The sequence below is a fragment of the Wohlfahrtiimonas sp. XWW7 genome (genome assembly GCF_056716055.1).
Window position 1 is genome coordinate 434012 of record NZ_CP168032.1, and the last position, 16145, is coordinate 450156.

The following is a 16145-nucleotide window of genomic DNA, read 5'->3' on the forward strand; positions in this document are numbered from 1 at the left end:
ATTATTTAAAGGAAATATCATGGCCATTGATCGTAAATTTTTAACCACTCACATGCTTGTCTTAATCTCCACTTGTATCGCCATTAACATGGTGCTTGGCCAAGTGGCTTCTATGATCAAGCTCCCGATCTTTTTAGATTCCATTGGTACATTCATTGCAGCATTATTGGGCGGGCCTTGGATTGCTGCATTGACAGGTTTATTGACTAACTTAATTTGGGGATTAATCTCTTCGCCTGTTGCCGCAGCTTTTGCCCCTGTTGCTATGATCATTGGTATTGCTGCAGGTTATTTGGCTCGCTTTGGCATGTTTAACAATTGGTATAAAGTTATCATCAGCGGTGTAATCATTACATTATGCGTAACAATCGTTGCAACACCGATCCGTACTTATTTATTCGCAGGCGTAACAGGTAGCGGCGCCGACTTTATTGTGGCTTATATCCATGCGACAGGTGAAAAGTTATGGCAATCCGTTGCTTCAACAATCATTTTGGCAAACTTAGCCGATAAAATCATCACAGGTTTAATCGCATGGCAATTAGTGAAACACTTGCCAAAACGTACAAAACAACAGTTCCCACAACAGATCCAATGATGAAAAAACTCCATCCTTTCACAGCGCTAACAATATGGGCAATCGTTGCAGTACAAGCCCTATTGTTACCGCTTGGTATATCTTTGATCATCCTAGCATTAAGCACTGTATTGTGCTTAATTGCATGGCAACCCAGCCGATATCGTTTACGTTATGTATTATTGCTCATGATTCCTATGGCTTTAGGTTTTTGGTTGGTGCATGGTGGTTTGTTGCATTCATGGCTCGGTAATGAAATCAACCCAAAAGCACAACAACATGCCATGACAATTTGGTGGCGATTATTGGCAATCTTCACAGCAGCACAAATTTGGATGCAATATGTGTCAACCATCACGATGATCCAAGCACTATTCGCATCTCGTTTACCCATTGGCTTATCCTATTTATTGGCAAGCCCATTACTTTTAATGCAGCAGCTATCCAATCAAATTAAGCACATTCAAGAAGCACAATTAGCGCGTGGTGTTCGTTTAGATGGCAATCTATTTCAACGGGCAAAAGCAATGCTTGCCATCATTTTTCCATTGATTAATAGTACATTTGCCAATCTTTCCATCAAAATCGCCGCATTGGAATCTAAAGGATTTCGTTATCAAAAGAAGCGCTCCAATATTTGGGCACCCAAAGATTCACATGCACAAAAATATTTTCGTTATCTCGCAGTTGCATTATTGATTATGGAAATTTCAGGAGTTTTATTATGGCGTTTATAATGCGCGACCTACAATTCACACAAAGCGATCATCCAACATTTAACATTGCAGATATTACATTGCATGAGCATGAATGGCTCTGTATTGAAGGCGGTAATGGCTGCGGGAAAAGTACAATTGCCTCTATCATTGCTGGCTGGGTGCCAACATTATTGCCAGGCGAGATTTCAGGTGAACTCACCTTAAATGATTCATGCATTTTAGAATGCTCAGTGATCGAATTATCTTCTAAAATTCAATATGTTCAACAAGCACCGCAATGGCAATTATCTGGTTGTGCATTCACAGTGGAAGAAGAATTAACCTTCGGCCCTGAAAACTTAGCGATGGACAATACTATCATTCTTTCACAGTTAGAAAAAACTTTAGAACTGATGGATTTAATGCATTTACGCAAACGCGATCCTAGCACTTTATCTGGCGGAGAAATGCAGCGATTAATGATTGGCGCAGCGTTAATGATGCAACCTGAACTGTTAATTTTGGATGAATCTTTTAGCCGAATGACATTGGCTTATCAAACGAAAATTCTAGAGCGATTGAAAGCATTAAATTCTAAGCAACCGATGAACATCATCATTTTAGAAAAGCGCAAAAGCGAATTCATGGCTTTTTGTGAGCAACTTTTAACATTACCAAAACGAGGATAATCTATGTTGCAGTTGAATCATGTTCATTTTGCTTGGCCCAACAGCGATATAAAATGTTTACAAGATATTCATTTAACCATTGGTAAAGGCGAGGCAGTCGCATTAATGGGCGATAATGGCGCAGGGAAATCTACATTATTAAAATTGATCTGTGGATTACTGAAACCAACTGAAGGTTCCATCACGATTAATGATCAAGATATTGCTAAGCTTCACGCAGGCGAGCGTGCAAAATTAGTGGGTTTATTATTCCAAGAACCAGAACGACAGTTCTTCCACAATACTGTTCAAGCTGAAATTGCTTATGGATTAAAAATCCAGAAATATGCGACTTCAGAGATTGAAGAGAAAGTTACAACTATTCTTCAAGAATTTAATCTAACACATCGCCAAGATGATCATCCTTTAGATCTCAATGCTGCTGAAAAACGCATGGTGACTTTGGCTTCATTGGCTGTTTTAAATTTACCTATATTACTTTTAGATGAACCGAGCCGAGATTTAGATGATGATTGGCTATTAGTTTTGGAGCAATGGCTCAAAAAATCGCAAGCCAATGGCACAACCATCATTGCCATTAGCCATGATCCACAATTCATTGCGCGCAATTTTCATCGAACTCTTCAACTCACAAAAGGCATAATGCAGCATCTATCGAGTTGATCTTTTACTCTGGCTATTTTTTACTCTATAATCGAGGTATTCGTTTCTCTATAACACAGAATGACTATATTTAAAGATAATACAAATAGATAGGAGATCAAAGAATGAGCGGGATGGGAGAGATACTATTTGATGATGGCTTTCATCGAGTGATCATGTTTTGCGATTTGGTTGAAGAAGATGATCATATCGAAGCAGTGCAATCTAATCAGTTTCTAATTGTTCACGGTGATTCTGGTATCTTGCTCGATCCTGGTGGCGCAATGACTTATAACCGACTATATATGGCGATTAGTCATTATTTTTCACCCAAAAAGCTCTCTGCTATTTTTGCATCACACCAAGATCCTGATATTGTTGCCTCTCTATCTCGTTGGCTCAGTTTCTCTGATACAAAGCTCATCATTTCAGAATTATGGACACGCTTTGTGCCGCACTTTTGTCCTGAAGGCAAAACAACAGATCGAATCATACCTTTATCCGATAAAGGTATTTGGATGACAATTGAAGGTGCTGAATATGGATTTATTCCAGCACATTATCTTCATAGTGAAGGTAACTTTCAATTATATGATCCCATCAGCAAGATTCTTTTCAGTGGCGATCTAGGGGTTTCATTGGTTGATCCTAAAAAAGTAGCAACGCCGATCGAAACCTTCAAAGATTACATTCCCTATATGGAAGGCTTCCACCAGCGCTATATGATTTCCAATAAAGCATGCCGTTTATGGGCGCACATGATTCGTGAATTAGACATTGAGATGATTCTGCCACAACATGGCTCACCAATGTTGGATAAACAAGTGATTCATGATTTCATCAACTGGGTTGCACAATTGCGTTGTGGAGTTGATTTAGTGGATCAAGATACTTATCAAATCCCAAAATTACACATGCCAATCGAAGATATGAAAGTCGTTTAGCGATTCAAGAAATTCGCAAACATTAAGTGCCCATATTCCGTCAAGATCGATTCTGGATGGAATTGCACACTTTCTATCGGTAATGATTTATGGCGAATGCCCATGATTTCTCGTGTACCATTATCATTTTCGCACCAAGCGGAAACAATGAACTCATCGGGCAATGTTGCAGGATCAATGATCAGAGAATGATAGCGTGCCACTTTAATGGGATTTGGCACACCTAAAAATATTCCCTCACCATCATGATGAACCAAAGAAACCTTACCATGCATAACTTTATGAGCATGAATGATCTTTGCACCATAAACTTGAGCAATGCATTCATGCCCTAGGCAAATACCCAAAATTGGTAATTTGCCTGCATATTCACGAATGATATCTAATGTAATCCCTGAATCATCGGGCGTGCCTGGTCCTGGCGATAAAATCACAGATTTCACGGGCAATTGTGCAAATTCATCCAATGTAATTTGATCATTTTTATAGAGGCTGAGTGGATGCCCCAATTGATGACAATACGACACAATATTATAAGTGAAAGAATCATAGTTATCGATTAAACAGATCATTGTGATGCCTTTTCTACCAATTTCACTTCCACCAAACCACGCACAGAATTGGTCACAAATATACGATCAGCATTTTGAATGTCTGCCAATGTTAGTGTTTGAACTGTGCATTTTTCTTTTAAGTCTGCAATCAGCTCTGCCCTTTTCACGCCGCCCAATAAACCTGATTCTAATGGTGGTGTGAACCATTGCCCATCTTTTTCAAGAAAAATATTATGGCGCGAACATTCTGTGATTTCATGATTCGTGTTTATGAAAAGCACATCGTAGCAATTGTGTGCAGATGCTTTTTGAAACTCAGCTTCATACAAGCTGCGTTCTGTGGTTTTGTATTTCAGCAGAATATTATTGGCATCAACTTTCTGATCGCTCAACATAATCTGCTTCACATCATCATTCGTTGCTTCAATCACAGAATGTGAAATATCTAATTGCCCATCACGATGTAATAACACACGGATTTTAGAATCCTGCTGAATATGTAATTCAATAAAATCATTTAATTTTTGTGTGAGTTCAGCAATATCCAATTGAAAATTCAAAGCTTGTGCTGATTCTGTTAAGCGTGCAACGTGCTGATCCAATCGTAATATTTTCTGTGCTTTTGCATCCCACAACATCGATTCAATCAGTTGATAATTCTGCACAGATGTTAAAAATTTTGCTTTCAATAGACATTCATTGTATTCATCTTCACACACTGAACCATGAATAATGCCACCGCCAACGCCCAATTCTGCACTGCCACCTTTCTGCAAAATTGCTGTACGAATCGGCACATTGAAGCACATATCATTCTCTGGCGTAATGTAACCGATCGCACCTGTATAAATGCCACGCGGTGCTTTTTCAATTTGCTCGATGATCTTCATAGTGCTGATTTTTGGTGCGCCAGTGATTGAACCACAAGGAAATAGATTTGTAAAAATCTCTTCTACAGATATGTCAGCATTAACTTTGCCTGTGACTGTAGAAATCATTTGATGCACGGTTTCATAGTTCTGAATTTCAAATAGGTTTTTAACCGCAACGGAGCCAGGTTGAGTGATTCTGCTCATATCATTACGAATTAAATCCACGATCATCACATTTTCAGACAATGTCTTTTCATCTTGACGCATAAAATCCACAATGGCTTGATCTTCTATGGGATCTTTAGCGCGTGGAAATGTGCCTTTCATCGGTTTAGATTCAATGTGTCGCCCTGTTTTCTTAAAGAATAATTCAGGTGAAATAGATAATACAGAATGCTCTGGAAATTTTAAAAATGCGCCAAACTCTACTTTTTGGCGCGCACGCAATGATTGATACAACGATAAATCACTGCCCACACAATCAAAATGAAACTTTGTCGTGAAGTTGATTTGATAAGTATTGCCATCTTTAATGTTCTGCTGAATGGTTTCAAAGCCTTTCTCATATTCAGCTTTACTCAAACCAAATGAAAGATTATTTAAAGCTATTTCGCCAGCATCGCGCTTACTAAAATAATCATTCAATTCAGCTTGCGGGATCTTCGTCACATTTTGAAAAGCATAGAGATGTAATAAAATGGCATCCTGATTATTTTGGTGAGTAATTTTAAAATCATTCTTATCCACCAGATAATAACCTGCTTCATAGCTTACATAACCGCTGATGTAATGCCCAGATTGTCTTAATTCATCAACCTTTTGAAAACATGCGCGCAAATCTTCACCCTTACGACAAATAATCTCTGCCACAGGATTTTCAAATAAAAATGCATCATGTTCTGTAGATTTAGTGTTTTCTAAAAGAATGAAAAATTCTTTCTGATCTAAATTGAATGACATATTAGAATGTTTCTGTAATATCAAAACCTGTGATCTCAAAGATCATTTCATAAAATAATTCTTGTCCAACATCTTCATAAGGTTCATCAATGAATGGATAATTGAGAGCATGTTCAGCAGGTAGATATTCGCCCATATTGCCTTCTATTTCTAAATCCACTTCCATCCAATGGCGTGTTAATTGGCCATTTTTGTATTGCTCAAACCATAATCCATTCACGGAATCATTCACAGCAAACATATATAATTCTTGATTTTTGGAGAGTTTTTTTAGCTTTTGTGCAAAGTTATCATCAAAACAGTGTTCTATATTCATGCATACGAAGTTCCATGTTTCATATGAAACAGCCACAATCTCGTGCTTTTCAACTAAAGGATAGATCTCTTGATCTTGCTCGATCACTGTTAGCTTCTGAGCATTTAATGAAGCAAACTGCTCTGCCAGCTCAGGAAAATTTGGGGCAAAGAGAATAACGATATCCATGAACAATCCTTAACAAGAAATAATATGTAGCAATCTGTGTATTGTAGGCTAAGAATTACGAAACTGCCATTTCAATCATGCTTCTTTGATATTAATTAGACGCTCAACTTGATGATCGGGATAAATTGCTTCAACTTTAGGCATTTCTTTGTGAGCTTTGGCAGATAATTGATTAAATCTTTCCACTTTACCATACAAACCTTGTTGCCCAACTAATGCGGTGACTGTGCCATTATAATGCATGCTCACGGTATTCAATGAACCACCGAGTTTCTGTAATCGTTCTGCAATTGTGCACACTTGATTGTAAATCTCGCCTGCACGTTCGCTGATTTCTCTCGCTTCTGCTGTGCTATGTTCAATCATCCATAAATTTGAAATGGTTCTTAAAATCGGCATCAATGTTGTATGAGAAACCAAAATCACATTTTTCTGATAACCATAATCATAAACTTCTGGCTGATACTTCAAAACCTCAATGTAAGCAGATTCGATCGGCATGAACATCAGCACAAAATTCGGGCTATGAACGCCAGATAAACTGCTGTAATCCTTGCGCGATAGATCTTCAATGTGGCGTTTCACTGCATTCACATGCTCTTTCATCGCACGTTCAAAATCCAAATCATCTTCTGCGGACATTGCGCGCTCAAATGCATTCAAGGAAACTTTGCTATCAATGATAATGTGCTTGCCATCAGGTAAATTAATCAAGAAATCTGTGATTTTCTGCTTCCCTTCTTGATCACGGAAACTCGTTTGAATTTCAAAATGAGCGTCCTTCATCAATCCGCTCAACTCTAATGTTTTACGCAATTGTGCTTCGCCCCAAGCACCACGCTTTTGTGAATCGCCCTTTAAAGCAGAAGCTAAGTTATTGGCTTCTTCGCTCATGGCTAAACCAATTTCCATCACTTTGCGAATTTCTGCATTCAGTGTGGAATGATCTTTACTGGATTCATTGTGCACTTCATTAACACGCTTTTGAAAGCCTTCAATCTGTTCTTTGAAAGGTTGCAACAAAGATTCTAAGCCTGCTTGATTATGCTCTTTAAAGATTTTTCCTTTCTCTTCAAAAATCTTATTGGCTAAGTTTTCAAATTCTTGGCTCAAAGCCACTTTACTTTCTTGCAGCTGTAAAATTTGCGAATCAAAAAATGCTTCACGCTCTTCCACATAAGTATGAATTTTTGTGGCATCTAATTCTAACTGCTGATTTTTTTCAAAGAGATTTCTGATTTCACTCTCTTTTGTCAGCATTAATTGCTCAAATTTCTGTAAGCGATTTCTTAAATCCTCAATGTGCTCTTTTGCAGCCTGAATATTAGCAACTGCTCGCGCCAAATTGGTTTCATGTGCGTGTGCTTGCATTTGGCTCTGCTTTAATTCTTGCGTGAGATTATGATGTGTAGCTTGCAATTGATGATGAGCATTCTGTAAATACTCATGCTCCGTGCGCAAGCGAGTTTGCTTCATTGAGCCAATGATTGCCATTAACCCAATCCCTAAAAGAAAAGCTCCCCCTATCACAATAAGGAGAGCATTATTCCATTCAATTTGTTTGAATAATTCGATCATTTATTTCTTTTTCGGACGAAAAGCCTTACAAATGGATTCATCGGTTTCAATAAATGGTGCACCAATCAAATCTAAGCAATAAGGAATGGCTGAGAAAATACCGTGCACAATCACCTCATTATTATCACCACGAACGCCGCCCAATGTTTCCTCAATTGCTTTTGGTCGACCTGGTAAATTCACAATCAAAGATTGATTGCGAATCACTGCAACTTGGCGCGATAAAATCGCCGTTGGCACATAATACAAACTGATTTGGCGCATTTGCTCACCAAATCCTGGCATCTCTTTTGTACCAACAGCCAATGTTGCTTCTGGTGTCACATCACGAATTGCGGGCCCTGTTCCACCTGTTGTTAACACTAGAGAACAGTTTTCATCGTCCACTAATCGAATCAACGTTGCTTCGATTTCAGATTGTGTATCTGGAATGAGCGCTTCCACAAACTCAACAGGCGTTGTGATTGTTTGGGTTAACCAAGCTTTTAATGAAGGAATCCCTTCATCTTGATAAACCCCTGAACTTGCGCGATCACTCACAGATACTAAACCAATCTTTATCATCATTTTCCCTTATTACATAATCAATGTTGGTACTAAACCCAACAATACAATCAAGAACACATTCACAGAGAAAATTGTACGTGAACCAATGCAATTTGTAATGGAGATATTTGCATTATCATCTTGTTGATCAAAGAACATCACTTTGATGATGCGTAAGTAATAGAACAAACCAATCACAGATGCCAATAAACCAACGATTACTAAGAAGCCATAATGTGCATTATAGGCATTTTGTAATACAAATAATTTTGCAAAGAAGCCCACAAATGGAGGAATGCCGCCCATTGATAACATGATCAATGCCATCAATACGCCCAAGTAACCATGCTGACGACCAAAACCTTTCAAATCAGAAATATTATGAATGGATTGGCCATCTTTATTCACCAACAAGATGAAACCGAAAGCCGCTGTTGTTGTAAATGCATAAGTAATCGCATAAAAATATGCTGATGAAGGAATGCTGCTATTATTACCTGCGAATAAACCTAACAACATAAAACCTGCATGTGATACAGCTGAATAACCCAGCATACGGCGAAGATTTGTTTGGCGAAGCGCCACAAAATTACCAATGATGAATGATAATACAACAACGATTGCTAACATCTGCTCCCATTGTAAAGTGACTTGTAAACCTGCCACTTTCAACAATGAATAAGCCATACTGATCGCCGCAATCTTAGGCGCTGCACCAATGAACATTGCAACAGGTGCTGGCGCTGCTTCATAAACATCAGGTACCCAAGAATGAAAAGGTGCCGCACCCAATTTGAACGCAATCCCCACAACGATGAATACTAACGAGAAGGACAAAATTAAAAGGTTTTGATCGAAATCTTTAGAAATAAGTTGAGCCATTGCATCACCGATCAATTTTAAATTTAAAGATTTGCCAATACCATACATTAAAGCCATACCGAATAATAAGATTGCCGATGCCATTGCACCCATCACAAAATATTTCATTGCAGCTTCTGTTGCTTTGCCATCTTTACGATTAAATGCCACTAATGCATACATTGGTAAAGACATTAATTCTAATCCTAAATAAACCATTAATAATGTATTGGCTGACACTAACACCAACATACCAATCGTCGATAATAGAATCAAAATGTAATACTCAGAATGATTTAAATTAGACTCTGATAGTTTTGGAAAACTGTAGATCAAGCCTAACAATACAACCAAAAGCATTGCACTTTTCAATTGCCCTGTTGTGCTATTGATCACAACCTCATTATTCCAAAAATACTGATTCTCAATTCCTGATGGAACCATCGTTAACAACAAAACAAATGCCACTAAAATTGAAGCCATGCTGAAAAGATGGATCGTCATAATGCGACTTTGCTTACTAAAACATTCCAATAACAGGACGCCAATCACTGCAATTGTCAGAACTAATTCTGGCAAAATTGCAATAAAGTCCATTGAAGTTAATCCGCTACTCATAATGATTTAATCCTTTCTATGGCTGACCAATGATTGTAATATTTGTTATGAGGTGATCAATTGATGCCTGCATAACATTGGCGAGTGGCGCTGGCCATACACCTAATAAAACAATAAAGATTGCTAAAATTGCTAACAAGAAATATTCGCGAGAATTGATATCTTTTAACTCTTTCACATGCTCATGAACTGCTTCACCCAAGATTACACGTTTTGTTAACCACAAGTTGTAAGCTGCGCTCAAGATCAATGATGTTGCCACTGCGATTGTGATGTAGATACCGTAATGGAAGCTCGCTAATAATACCCAGAACTCACCAATGAAGCCTGATGTACCTGGTAAACCTGAGTTTGCCATTGCAAAGAAGATGAAGAATGCACCAAAAATTGGCATGCGGTTAATCACACCGCCGTAATCTGCAATTTCACGGGAATGAACTCTATCATATAACACACCGATGGATAAGAACATCGCCGCTGATACGAAACCATGAGAGATCATCTGCATCATACCACCTTGGATTGCCATTTGGTTTGCAGCCATTGGTGCATCCGTAAATGCAACTGGCAATACAAAACCTAATGTCACAAAGCCCATATGAGCAATCGAAGAGTAAGCAATCAACTTCTTCATATCTTTTTGTGCCAAAGCAACAAAAGAGATATAGATGATTGCAATGATGCTCATTGCGATGATCATTGGTGCAAAGAATGCAATACCTTCTGGCACGATTGGCAACATGAAACGTAAGAAACCATAACCGCCGATTTTCAACGTAATCGCCGCCAAAATCACAGAACCACCTGTAGGCGCTTCAACGTGCGCTGAAGGCAACCATGTATGAACTGGCCACATTGGTACTTTTACCGCAAAACCAGCCAAGAATGCCAATAACAACCATTTTTGTTGATCTAACGTTAACGTTAAGTGTGAGAATGCTTCGATGCCAAAAGTTTGACCATTCGACTGCAAGTACAAATAAATAATTGCAACCAATAAGAAGATTGAACCTAAGAATGTGTATAAGAAGAATTTCAATGCTGCTTGAACACGATTCGGGCCGCCCCAAATACCGATGATCAAGAACATTGGAATCAACATTGCTTCAAAGAATACATAGAACAATACTGAATCCATGGCGGCAAATACACCATTCATCAAACCAGCCATGATTAAGAACGCACCAAAATATTGATGACGTTTATATGTAATCACATCCCAACCCGCAATCATAACAACCACTGTCATAAAGCTTGTTAAGATAATGAATGGCATAGATAAACCATCCACGCCCAAATGGTAGTTGATATTCAACGCTGGAATCCAAGATTTCAGCTCCTCAAATTGCATTGCGTATGTTCCTACCTCAAACAAACCATACAATGGTAATGACACGATTAATGTCACAATACTCGCTGCCAATGCAAACATTCTCACACGGCAAGCATTTTTATCGCCAATTAGCAGTGTTGCGATCCCTGTAATGATCGGGACCCAAATCACTAAACTTAACCAAGGCATATTTTCGATACTCATCATTATGTCCTTATTTAAAAATGATTACCCAAGTCATCAAGACTACCAATCCTACTGCCATTAATGACGCAGAATGGTAGAGATAACCCGTTTGAAGTTTTCTAAATACGCCACCCAATTTAGACATTAAAGCAGCAGAACCATATACAGCTGTTTGATCAATTAAGCGATCATCCACTTTCTTCCAGAAGAAACCACCCAATGAGACTGCACCATCTGCGATGTATTTTTGGTTAATATCATCAAAGTAGTATTTATTCGCAAAAATCTTCATTAATCCAGTGCGTTGCAATGTTGCTGTATAGCTTGCTTCGATTGAAGGATTCTTCAAATACACATACCAAGCAGCTAATACACCAAAGAATGCTAACCATACAGGTACGGTGACAAAACCATGAATACCCATCGCCCAAACACCATGGAACTCAGAGGCAACTTTAGCCATCGCATCATGAGCACTACTCACTGTAATTGCATCTTTCAAGAATGAGCCTGTGATGAAATCACCCGCAACAAACATACCCACTAACAATGATGGAATTGCCAATAAGATTAATGGCACTGTGACAACCAATGGAGATTCATGTGGTTCATGCGCCAAGAAACCTTTTTTATGATCATGTTCGCCCAAAGAATGGTCGATTTGATAACGTGGCTTACCATGGAACACTAAGAAATATAATCGTAATGAATATAATGCTGTGATAAATACACTTGCAATCACTGCAAAGTATGCAAAACCACTACCAAAGATTGTGCTATTTTCCACCGCTAAAATGATCGCATCTTTTGAGAAGTAACCTGAAAAGAATGGCGTACCAATCAATGCCAATGTGCCGATCAAGCATGTGAACCATGTGATTGGCATTTTCTTGCGCAAACCGCCCATATAACGCATATCTTGTTCATGATGCATACCGATGATGACAGAACCTGCTGCCAAGAATAGCAATGCTTTAAAGAATGCATGAGTCATCAAATGGAATACCGCAGCTGAATATGCTGATGCACCTAAAGCAACCGTCATATAACCCAATTGAGATAGCGTTGAATAAGCAACCACACGCTTAATATCATTTTGGAAGATACCCAAAATACCCATGAACAATGCAGTGATCGCACCAATGATCATGATGAATGACAATGCAGCGTCTGATAATTCAAAGATGGGTGATAAACGAGAAACCATAAAAATACCCGCTGTCACCATTGTCGCTGCGTGAATCAATGCAGAAATTGGCGTTGGGCCTTCCATTGAATCTGGCAACCAAACATGTAAAGGAACTTGTGCTGATTTACCCATTGCACCAATGAATAAGAAGATTGCAGCAAATGTTAATACATTCCATTCTGTGCCTAAGAAGCTCCAAGTCTGTGATAACAAACCTGTGTTTGATTTCACTGAATTGAAAATTTCATCGTAATGTAAGTTACCAGTCAAATACACCAAACATGCGATACCAACAATGAAACCAAAGTCACCCACGCGGTTCACAACGAATGCTTTCATATTTGCATAGATGGCTGTTGGGCGTTTAAACCAGAAACCAATCAATAAATATGATACTAAACCTACAGCTTCCCAGCCGAAGAAGAGTTGCATTAAGTTATTCGACATGACCAACATCAACATTGAGAATGTGAACAATGAGATGTAGCTGAAGAAGCGATTATAACCTTCATCACCCTTCATATAGCCAATTGAGTAGATGTGAACCATCAGTGATACGAATGTTACAACCACTAACATCATTGCTGTTAAGTTATCCACAAGGAAACCGACAGCCACGGAAATATTGCCAACGCTCATCCACTCGTAAACATTGCCATTGAATGCATCCACTGCACCCGTTGAATGCATATATAAAGTATATGCTGACAATGCTGCTGAAACTGCTACCAATCCGATTGTCACTGTATGAGCCACTCTATTAGAAATAATGCGGCACAACAAACCTGCAAAAGCAGCACCAATCAATGGTAAAAATGCGATTAATAAATAGATAGTCTTCATAGTATTATCCTTTTAACTCATCCATTTCATCGACATTGATGGTTTGACGTTTTCTATAAACTAGAATCAAAATGGCTAAACCAATCGCAACTTCGGCTGCGGCAACCGCGAGCACAAAGAAAACGAATACTTGCCCTGATGGATCTTCTGCTGTTGGCACCAAAAAGTCACCTGAAAACTTAGAAAATGCCACAAACAAGATGTTAGAAGCCAATAACATCAACTCAATTGACATCAATAAGACAACAATGTTCTTACGATTAATGAAAATACCTGCCATACCAATACAGAAAACTGTACTGGCTAGCATAATGTAATCTGTTACCAATAGTTGCATGCTTAGCCCTCCCCTTTCTCAGCTGTTGGTGTTTCAACTGGTAAAGCTTCCCACTGAGACGCATCCAATTTCACCACTTTTAATCTTTCTTCTGGTCTAGCTTTTAGCTGTTCGCTCACAGGCATATATCTTGTATAACTGCGGCGTGGACGAAGCGTCAAACTGATCGCTGCAATCATCCCCACTAATAAGATTAATGCGACAATTTCAAACGCATAAATATAATGTGTATATAAGTACATACCCAGATTTGCAGTATTACTATATTCGCTGGATACAGCTGATGAAATAACCTCAGCGGCATAGGGATGATTGTCTGCAAACAATGATTGTTTACCCACTAAAACCATGCCCATTTCCACGATCATAATCAACGTCAACACAATGCCCAATGGCAAATACTTAATGAAGCCTTCCTTCACTAGTTCTGTGGAAACATCAATCATCATCACAACGAATAAGAAGAGAACCATCACAGCGCCAACATAAATCACAACAAGCGCTAAACCTAAAAATTCTGCTTGGATCAACATCCACAGCGCAGCTGTTGTGACAAAGCATAGAATCAAATGCATCACTGCTGTTACAGGGTTACGCGCAGTAATCACGCGCACTGCTGCATACAGTAGGATTAAAGAGAATACATAAAATAATATTTTTAATAACATTCTGCAGCCCCCTTAGCGAAATTTCGCGTCTGCTGCGCGATCCTTAGCGATTTGTGGTTCTAAACGATCCCCAAGTGCTAATAGTTTTTCTTTACACATAATATTGTCGCCTTTTGTTTCCATATGGTAATCAAAAGTACGTGTCAATACGATTGAATCAACAGGACAAGCCTCTTCACACAAACCACAGAATACGCATTTGAACAAATCAATGTCGTAACGTGTTGTGCGGCGGGTACCATCTGCACGTTCATCTGATTCGATGTTGATGGCTTGCGCTGGACATGCTGATTCACACAATTTACATGAGATACAACGTTCTTCCCCATTAGGATAACGACGCAATGCGTGCAATCCTCTAAAACGTGGAGATTGTGGAGTTTTTTCCTCAGGATAACTGATCGTTATCTTAGGTTTAAACATATAGCGAAACGTGATCGCTAAGCCTTTTCTTAATTCTAGTAAAGAGAAGGTTGCATAGATAGATTTTAATTTCTTAAACATTGCCAATTCCTACTCTATTGAAACCAATAGTTAATACCAAGAGCGTATAACGCGATCACAAAGAAGATCCAACCGATGGATAATGGAATGAAAACTTTCCAACCCAAACGCATGATCTGATCATAACGGTAGCGAGGGAATGTCGCTCTCAACCAAATGTATGTGAACAAGAAAAATGCCATTTTCAATAACAACCAGAAAATACCATCCTGACCAATTAAAGGAATATCCTGCAAACCAGGAATGCCTGTGAATGGTGATAACCAACCACCAAAGAATAACAATGATGCTAACGCAGACACTAAAATCATATTGGCATATTCAGCTAAGAAGAAACATGCAAAGCCTGTACCAGAATATTCAACATGGAAACCTGCAACGATTTCAGATTCACCCTCAACCAAGTCAAATGGCGCACGGTTAGTTTCTGCAACACCTGCAATAAAATACAATACAGCCATTGGTAATAATGGGATGAAATACCATCTCAAAATACTCATGCCCTGCTGCCCTTCTACAATCTTCGTTAAGTTCAACGAACCTGACAACATGATCACAGTGATCAATGCAAAGCCCATTGCCAATTCATAAGAGATCACCTGCGCACCGCTTCGGATCGCACTCAACATTGCATATTTAGAGTTAGAGGCCCAACCTGCAATAATGATTGCGTAAACACCTAAAGATGTCATCGCTAAAATGTACAACAATCCAGCATCGATATTTGCACCCACCAAACCATGATCAAACGGCACAACTGCCCAAGCAGCAAATGCTGTCGTTACAATGATGATTGGTGACAATACGAAAAACACTTTATTCGCAGCGGATGGAATCACCCACTCTTTGAAGATCATTTTGATCAAATCGGCAAAAGGTTGTAATAAACCGAATGGCCCAACCCTATTTGGCCCTAAACGCACATGCATAAAACCTAAAACACGACGTTCCGCGTAAGTCATATATGCAACAGCAATGACCACTGGCAAAATGACTGCCAATGTTTTTAAAAGCGCCCATACAAGCGGGTATTCTACAATCGCCCAAAAAATATCCACCATT

The 16145-nt window shown here is 38.8% G+C and carries 17 protein-coding genes; 5 read left to right on the forward strand and 12 right to left on the reverse strand.

The window, feature by feature from the left end; translation table 11 throughout:
- Window positions 1-19: 19 nt before the first annotated feature.
- The 5 genes from ACA100_RS02210 (at window position 20) to ACA100_RS02230 (ending at window position 3550) form a co-directional block, all read left to right on the forward strand.
- Entirely contained in the window at window positions 20-598 is a 579-nt protein-coding gene (locus ACA100_RS02210) for an ECF transporter S component (protein WP_481078383.1), read from the forward strand.
- On the forward strand, window positions 535-1314 hold the full coding sequence (locus ACA100_RS02215; RefSeq protein ID WP_481078384.1) for an energy-coupling factor transporter transmembrane component T: 780 nt from the start codon (window positions 535-537) through the stop codon (window positions 1312-1314). The genes ACA100_RS02210 and ACA100_RS02215 overlap by 64 nt, the downstream gene beginning before the upstream one ends.
- A complete protein-coding gene (locus ACA100_RS02220; protein WP_481078385.1) occupies window positions 1314-1964 on the forward strand; it encodes an ABC transporter ATP-binding protein in 651 nt (216 codons plus the stop codon). Before ACA100_RS02215 ends, ACA100_RS02220 begins: the two co-directional genes overlap by 1 nt.
- A 3-nt stretch (window positions 1965-1967) precedes the next feature.
- Window positions 1968-2627 (forward strand): ABC transporter ATP-binding protein, encoded by a 660-nt coding sequence (locus tag ACA100_RS02225; protein ID WP_481078386.1) that lies wholly within the window; start codon window positions 1968-1970, stop codon window positions 2625-2627.
- A 104-nt stretch (window positions 2628-2731) separates the two neighbouring features.
- Entirely contained in the window at window positions 2732-3550 is an 819-nt protein-coding gene (locus ACA100_RS02230; RefSeq protein ID WP_481078387.1) for an oxygen-binding di-iron domain-containing protein, read from the forward strand.
- Here ACA100_RS02230 and ACA100_RS02235 read toward each other — a convergent pair.
- The 12 genes from ACA100_RS02235 to nuoH all read right to left on the reverse strand — a co-directional run bounded on the left by ACA100_RS02235 (window position 3547) and on the right by nuoH (window position 16144).
- Window positions 3547-4122 carry an anthranilate synthase component II gene (locus tag ACA100_RS02235; protein ID WP_481078388.1) on the reverse strand — a complete coding sequence of 192 codons (576 nt, stop codon included), beginning with the start codon at window positions 4120-4122 and terminating at the stop codon, window positions 3547-3549. The genes ACA100_RS02230 and ACA100_RS02235 overlap by 4 nt on opposite strands.
- Entirely contained in the window at window positions 4119-5936 is a 1818-nt protein-coding gene (gene pabB, locus ACA100_RS02240) for an aminodeoxychorismate synthase component I (protein ID WP_481078389.1), read from the reverse strand. Before pabB ends, ACA100_RS02235 begins: the two co-directional genes overlap by 4 nt.
- 1 nt (window position 5937) lies before the next feature.
- Window positions 5938-6420, reverse strand: a complete 483-nt coding sequence (locus tag ACA100_RS02245; protein WP_481078390.1) for a hypothetical protein — start codon at window positions 6418-6420, stop codon at window positions 5938-5940.
- Window positions 6421-6495: 75 nt separating this feature from the next.
- Entirely contained in the window at window positions 6496-7914 is a 1419-nt protein-coding gene (locus tag ACA100_RS02250) for a DNA recombination protein RmuC (RefSeq protein WP_481078391.1), read from the reverse strand.
- An 84-nt stretch (window positions 7915-7998) separates the two neighbouring features.
- Window positions 7999-8562: a molybdopterin adenylyltransferase gene (gene mog, locus ACA100_RS02255; protein ID WP_481078392.1), complete on the reverse strand. Its 564-nt coding sequence runs from the start codon at window positions 8560-8562 to the stop codon at window positions 7999-8001.
- A 12-nt stretch (window positions 8563-8574) separates the two neighbouring features.
- Complete coding sequence (locus ACA100_RS02260; RefSeq protein WP_481078393.1) at window positions 8575-10023, reverse strand: NADH-quinone oxidoreductase subunit N; 1449 nt, start codon at window positions 10021-10023, stop codon at window positions 8575-8577.
- A 16-nt stretch (window positions 10024-10039) separates the two neighbouring features.
- A complete protein-coding gene (locus ACA100_RS02265; protein ID WP_481078394.1) occupies window positions 10040-11560 on the reverse strand; it encodes an NADH-quinone oxidoreductase subunit M in 1521 nt (506 codons plus the stop codon).
- A 10-nt stretch (window positions 11561-11570) separates the two neighbouring features.
- Window positions 11571-13574 carry an NADH-quinone oxidoreductase subunit L gene (nuoL, locus tag ACA100_RS02270; protein ID WP_481078395.1) on the reverse strand — a complete coding sequence of 668 codons (2004 nt, stop codon included), beginning with the start codon at window positions 13572-13574 and terminating at the stop codon, window positions 11571-11573.
- Window positions 13575-13578: 4 nt separating this feature from the next.
- Window positions 13579-13911 carry an NADH-quinone oxidoreductase subunit NuoK gene (gene nuoK / locus ACA100_RS02275; RefSeq protein WP_481078396.1) on the reverse strand — a complete coding sequence of 111 codons (333 nt, stop codon included), beginning with the start codon at window positions 13909-13911 and terminating at the stop codon, window positions 13579-13581.
- Between the two features lie 2 nt (window positions 13912-13913).
- Window positions 13914-14579 (reverse strand): NADH-quinone oxidoreductase subunit J, encoded by a 666-nt coding sequence (locus ACA100_RS02280; protein WP_481078397.1) that lies wholly within the window; start codon window positions 14577-14579, stop codon window positions 13914-13916.
- 12 nt (window positions 14580-14591) lie between these two features.
- A complete protein-coding gene (gene nuoI, locus ACA100_RS02285) occupies window positions 14592-15083 on the reverse strand; it encodes an NADH-quinone oxidoreductase subunit NuoI (RefSeq protein ID WP_481078398.1) in 492 nt (163 codons plus the stop codon).
- A 14-nt stretch (window positions 15084-15097) separates the two neighbouring features.
- Window positions 15098-16144, reverse strand: coding sequence for an NADH-quinone oxidoreductase subunit NuoH (gene nuoH, locus ACA100_RS02290; protein WP_481078399.1), 1047 nt, complete (start codon window positions 16142-16144; stop codon window positions 15098-15100).
- Window position 16145: the final 1 nt, after the last annotated feature.

What these genes read in the sequence shown, in the direction of transcription:
- pabB (WP_481078389.1), bottom strand. Translation starts at nt 5,936, where the DNA reads ATGTCATTCAATTTAGATCAGAAAGAATTTTTCATTCTTTTAGAAAAC.
- ACA100_RS02230 (WP_481078387.1), top strand. Translation starts at nt 2,732, where the DNA reads ATGAGCGGGATGGGAGAGATACTATTTGATGATGGCTTTCATCGAGTG.
- ACA100_RS02215 (WP_481078384.1), top strand. Translation starts at nt 535, where the DNA reads ATGGCAATTAGTGAAACACTTGCCAAAACGTACAAAACAACAGTTCCC.
- mog (WP_481078392.1), bottom strand. Translation starts at nt 8,562, where the DNA reads ATGATAAAGATTGGTTTAGTATCTGTGAGTGATCGCGCAAGTTCAGGG.
- ACA100_RS02220 (WP_481078385.1), top strand. Translation starts at nt 1,314, where the DNA reads ATGCGCGACCTACAATTCACACAAAGCGATCATCCAACATTTAACATT.
- nuoL (WP_481078395.1), bottom strand. Translation starts at nt 13,574, where the DNA reads ATGAAGACTATCTATTTATTAATCGCATTTTTACCATTGATTGGTGCT.
- ACA100_RS02250 (WP_481078391.1), bottom strand. Translation starts at nt 7,914, where the DNA reads ATGGCAATCATTGGCTCAATGAAGCAAACTCGCTTGCGCACGGAGCAT.
- ACA100_RS02260 (WP_481078393.1), bottom strand. Translation starts at nt 10,023, where the DNA reads ATGAGTAGCGGATTAACTTCAATGGACTTTATTGCAATTTTGCCAGAA.
- ACA100_RS02265 (WP_481078394.1), bottom strand. Translation starts at nt 11,560, where the DNA reads ATGAGTATCGAAAATATGCCTTGGTTAAGTTTAGTGATTTGGGTCCCG.
- ACA100_RS02225 (WP_481078386.1), top strand. Translation starts at nt 1,968, where the DNA reads ATGTTGCAGTTGAATCATGTTCATTTTGCTTGGCCCAACAGCGATATA.
- nuoK (WP_481078396.1), bottom strand. Translation starts at nt 13,911, where the DNA reads ATGCAACTATTGGTAACAGATTACATTATGCTAGCCAGTACAGTTTTC.
- ACA100_RS02245 (WP_481078390.1), bottom strand. Translation starts at nt 6,420, where the DNA reads ATGGATATCGTTATTCTCTTTGCCCCAAATTTTCCTGAGCTGGCAGAG.
- ACA100_RS02235 (WP_481078388.1), bottom strand. Translation starts at nt 4,122, where the DNA reads ATGATCTGTTTAATCGATAACTATGATTCTTTCACTTATAATATTGTG.
- ACA100_RS02210 (WP_481078383.1), top strand. Translation starts at nt 20, where the DNA reads ATGGCCATTGATCGTAAATTTTTAACCACTCACATGCTTGTCTTAATC.
- nuoI (WP_481078398.1), bottom strand. Translation starts at nt 15,083, where the DNA reads ATGTTTAAGAAATTAAAATCTATCTATGCAACCTTCTCTTTACTAGAA.
- nuoH (WP_481078399.1), bottom strand. Translation starts at nt 16,144, where the DNA reads ATGGTGGATATTTTTTGGGCGATTGTAGAATACCCGCTTGTATGGGCG.
- ACA100_RS02280 (WP_481078397.1), bottom strand. Translation starts at nt 14,579, where the DNA reads ATGTTATTAAAAATATTATTTTATGTATTCTCTTTAATCCTACTGTAT.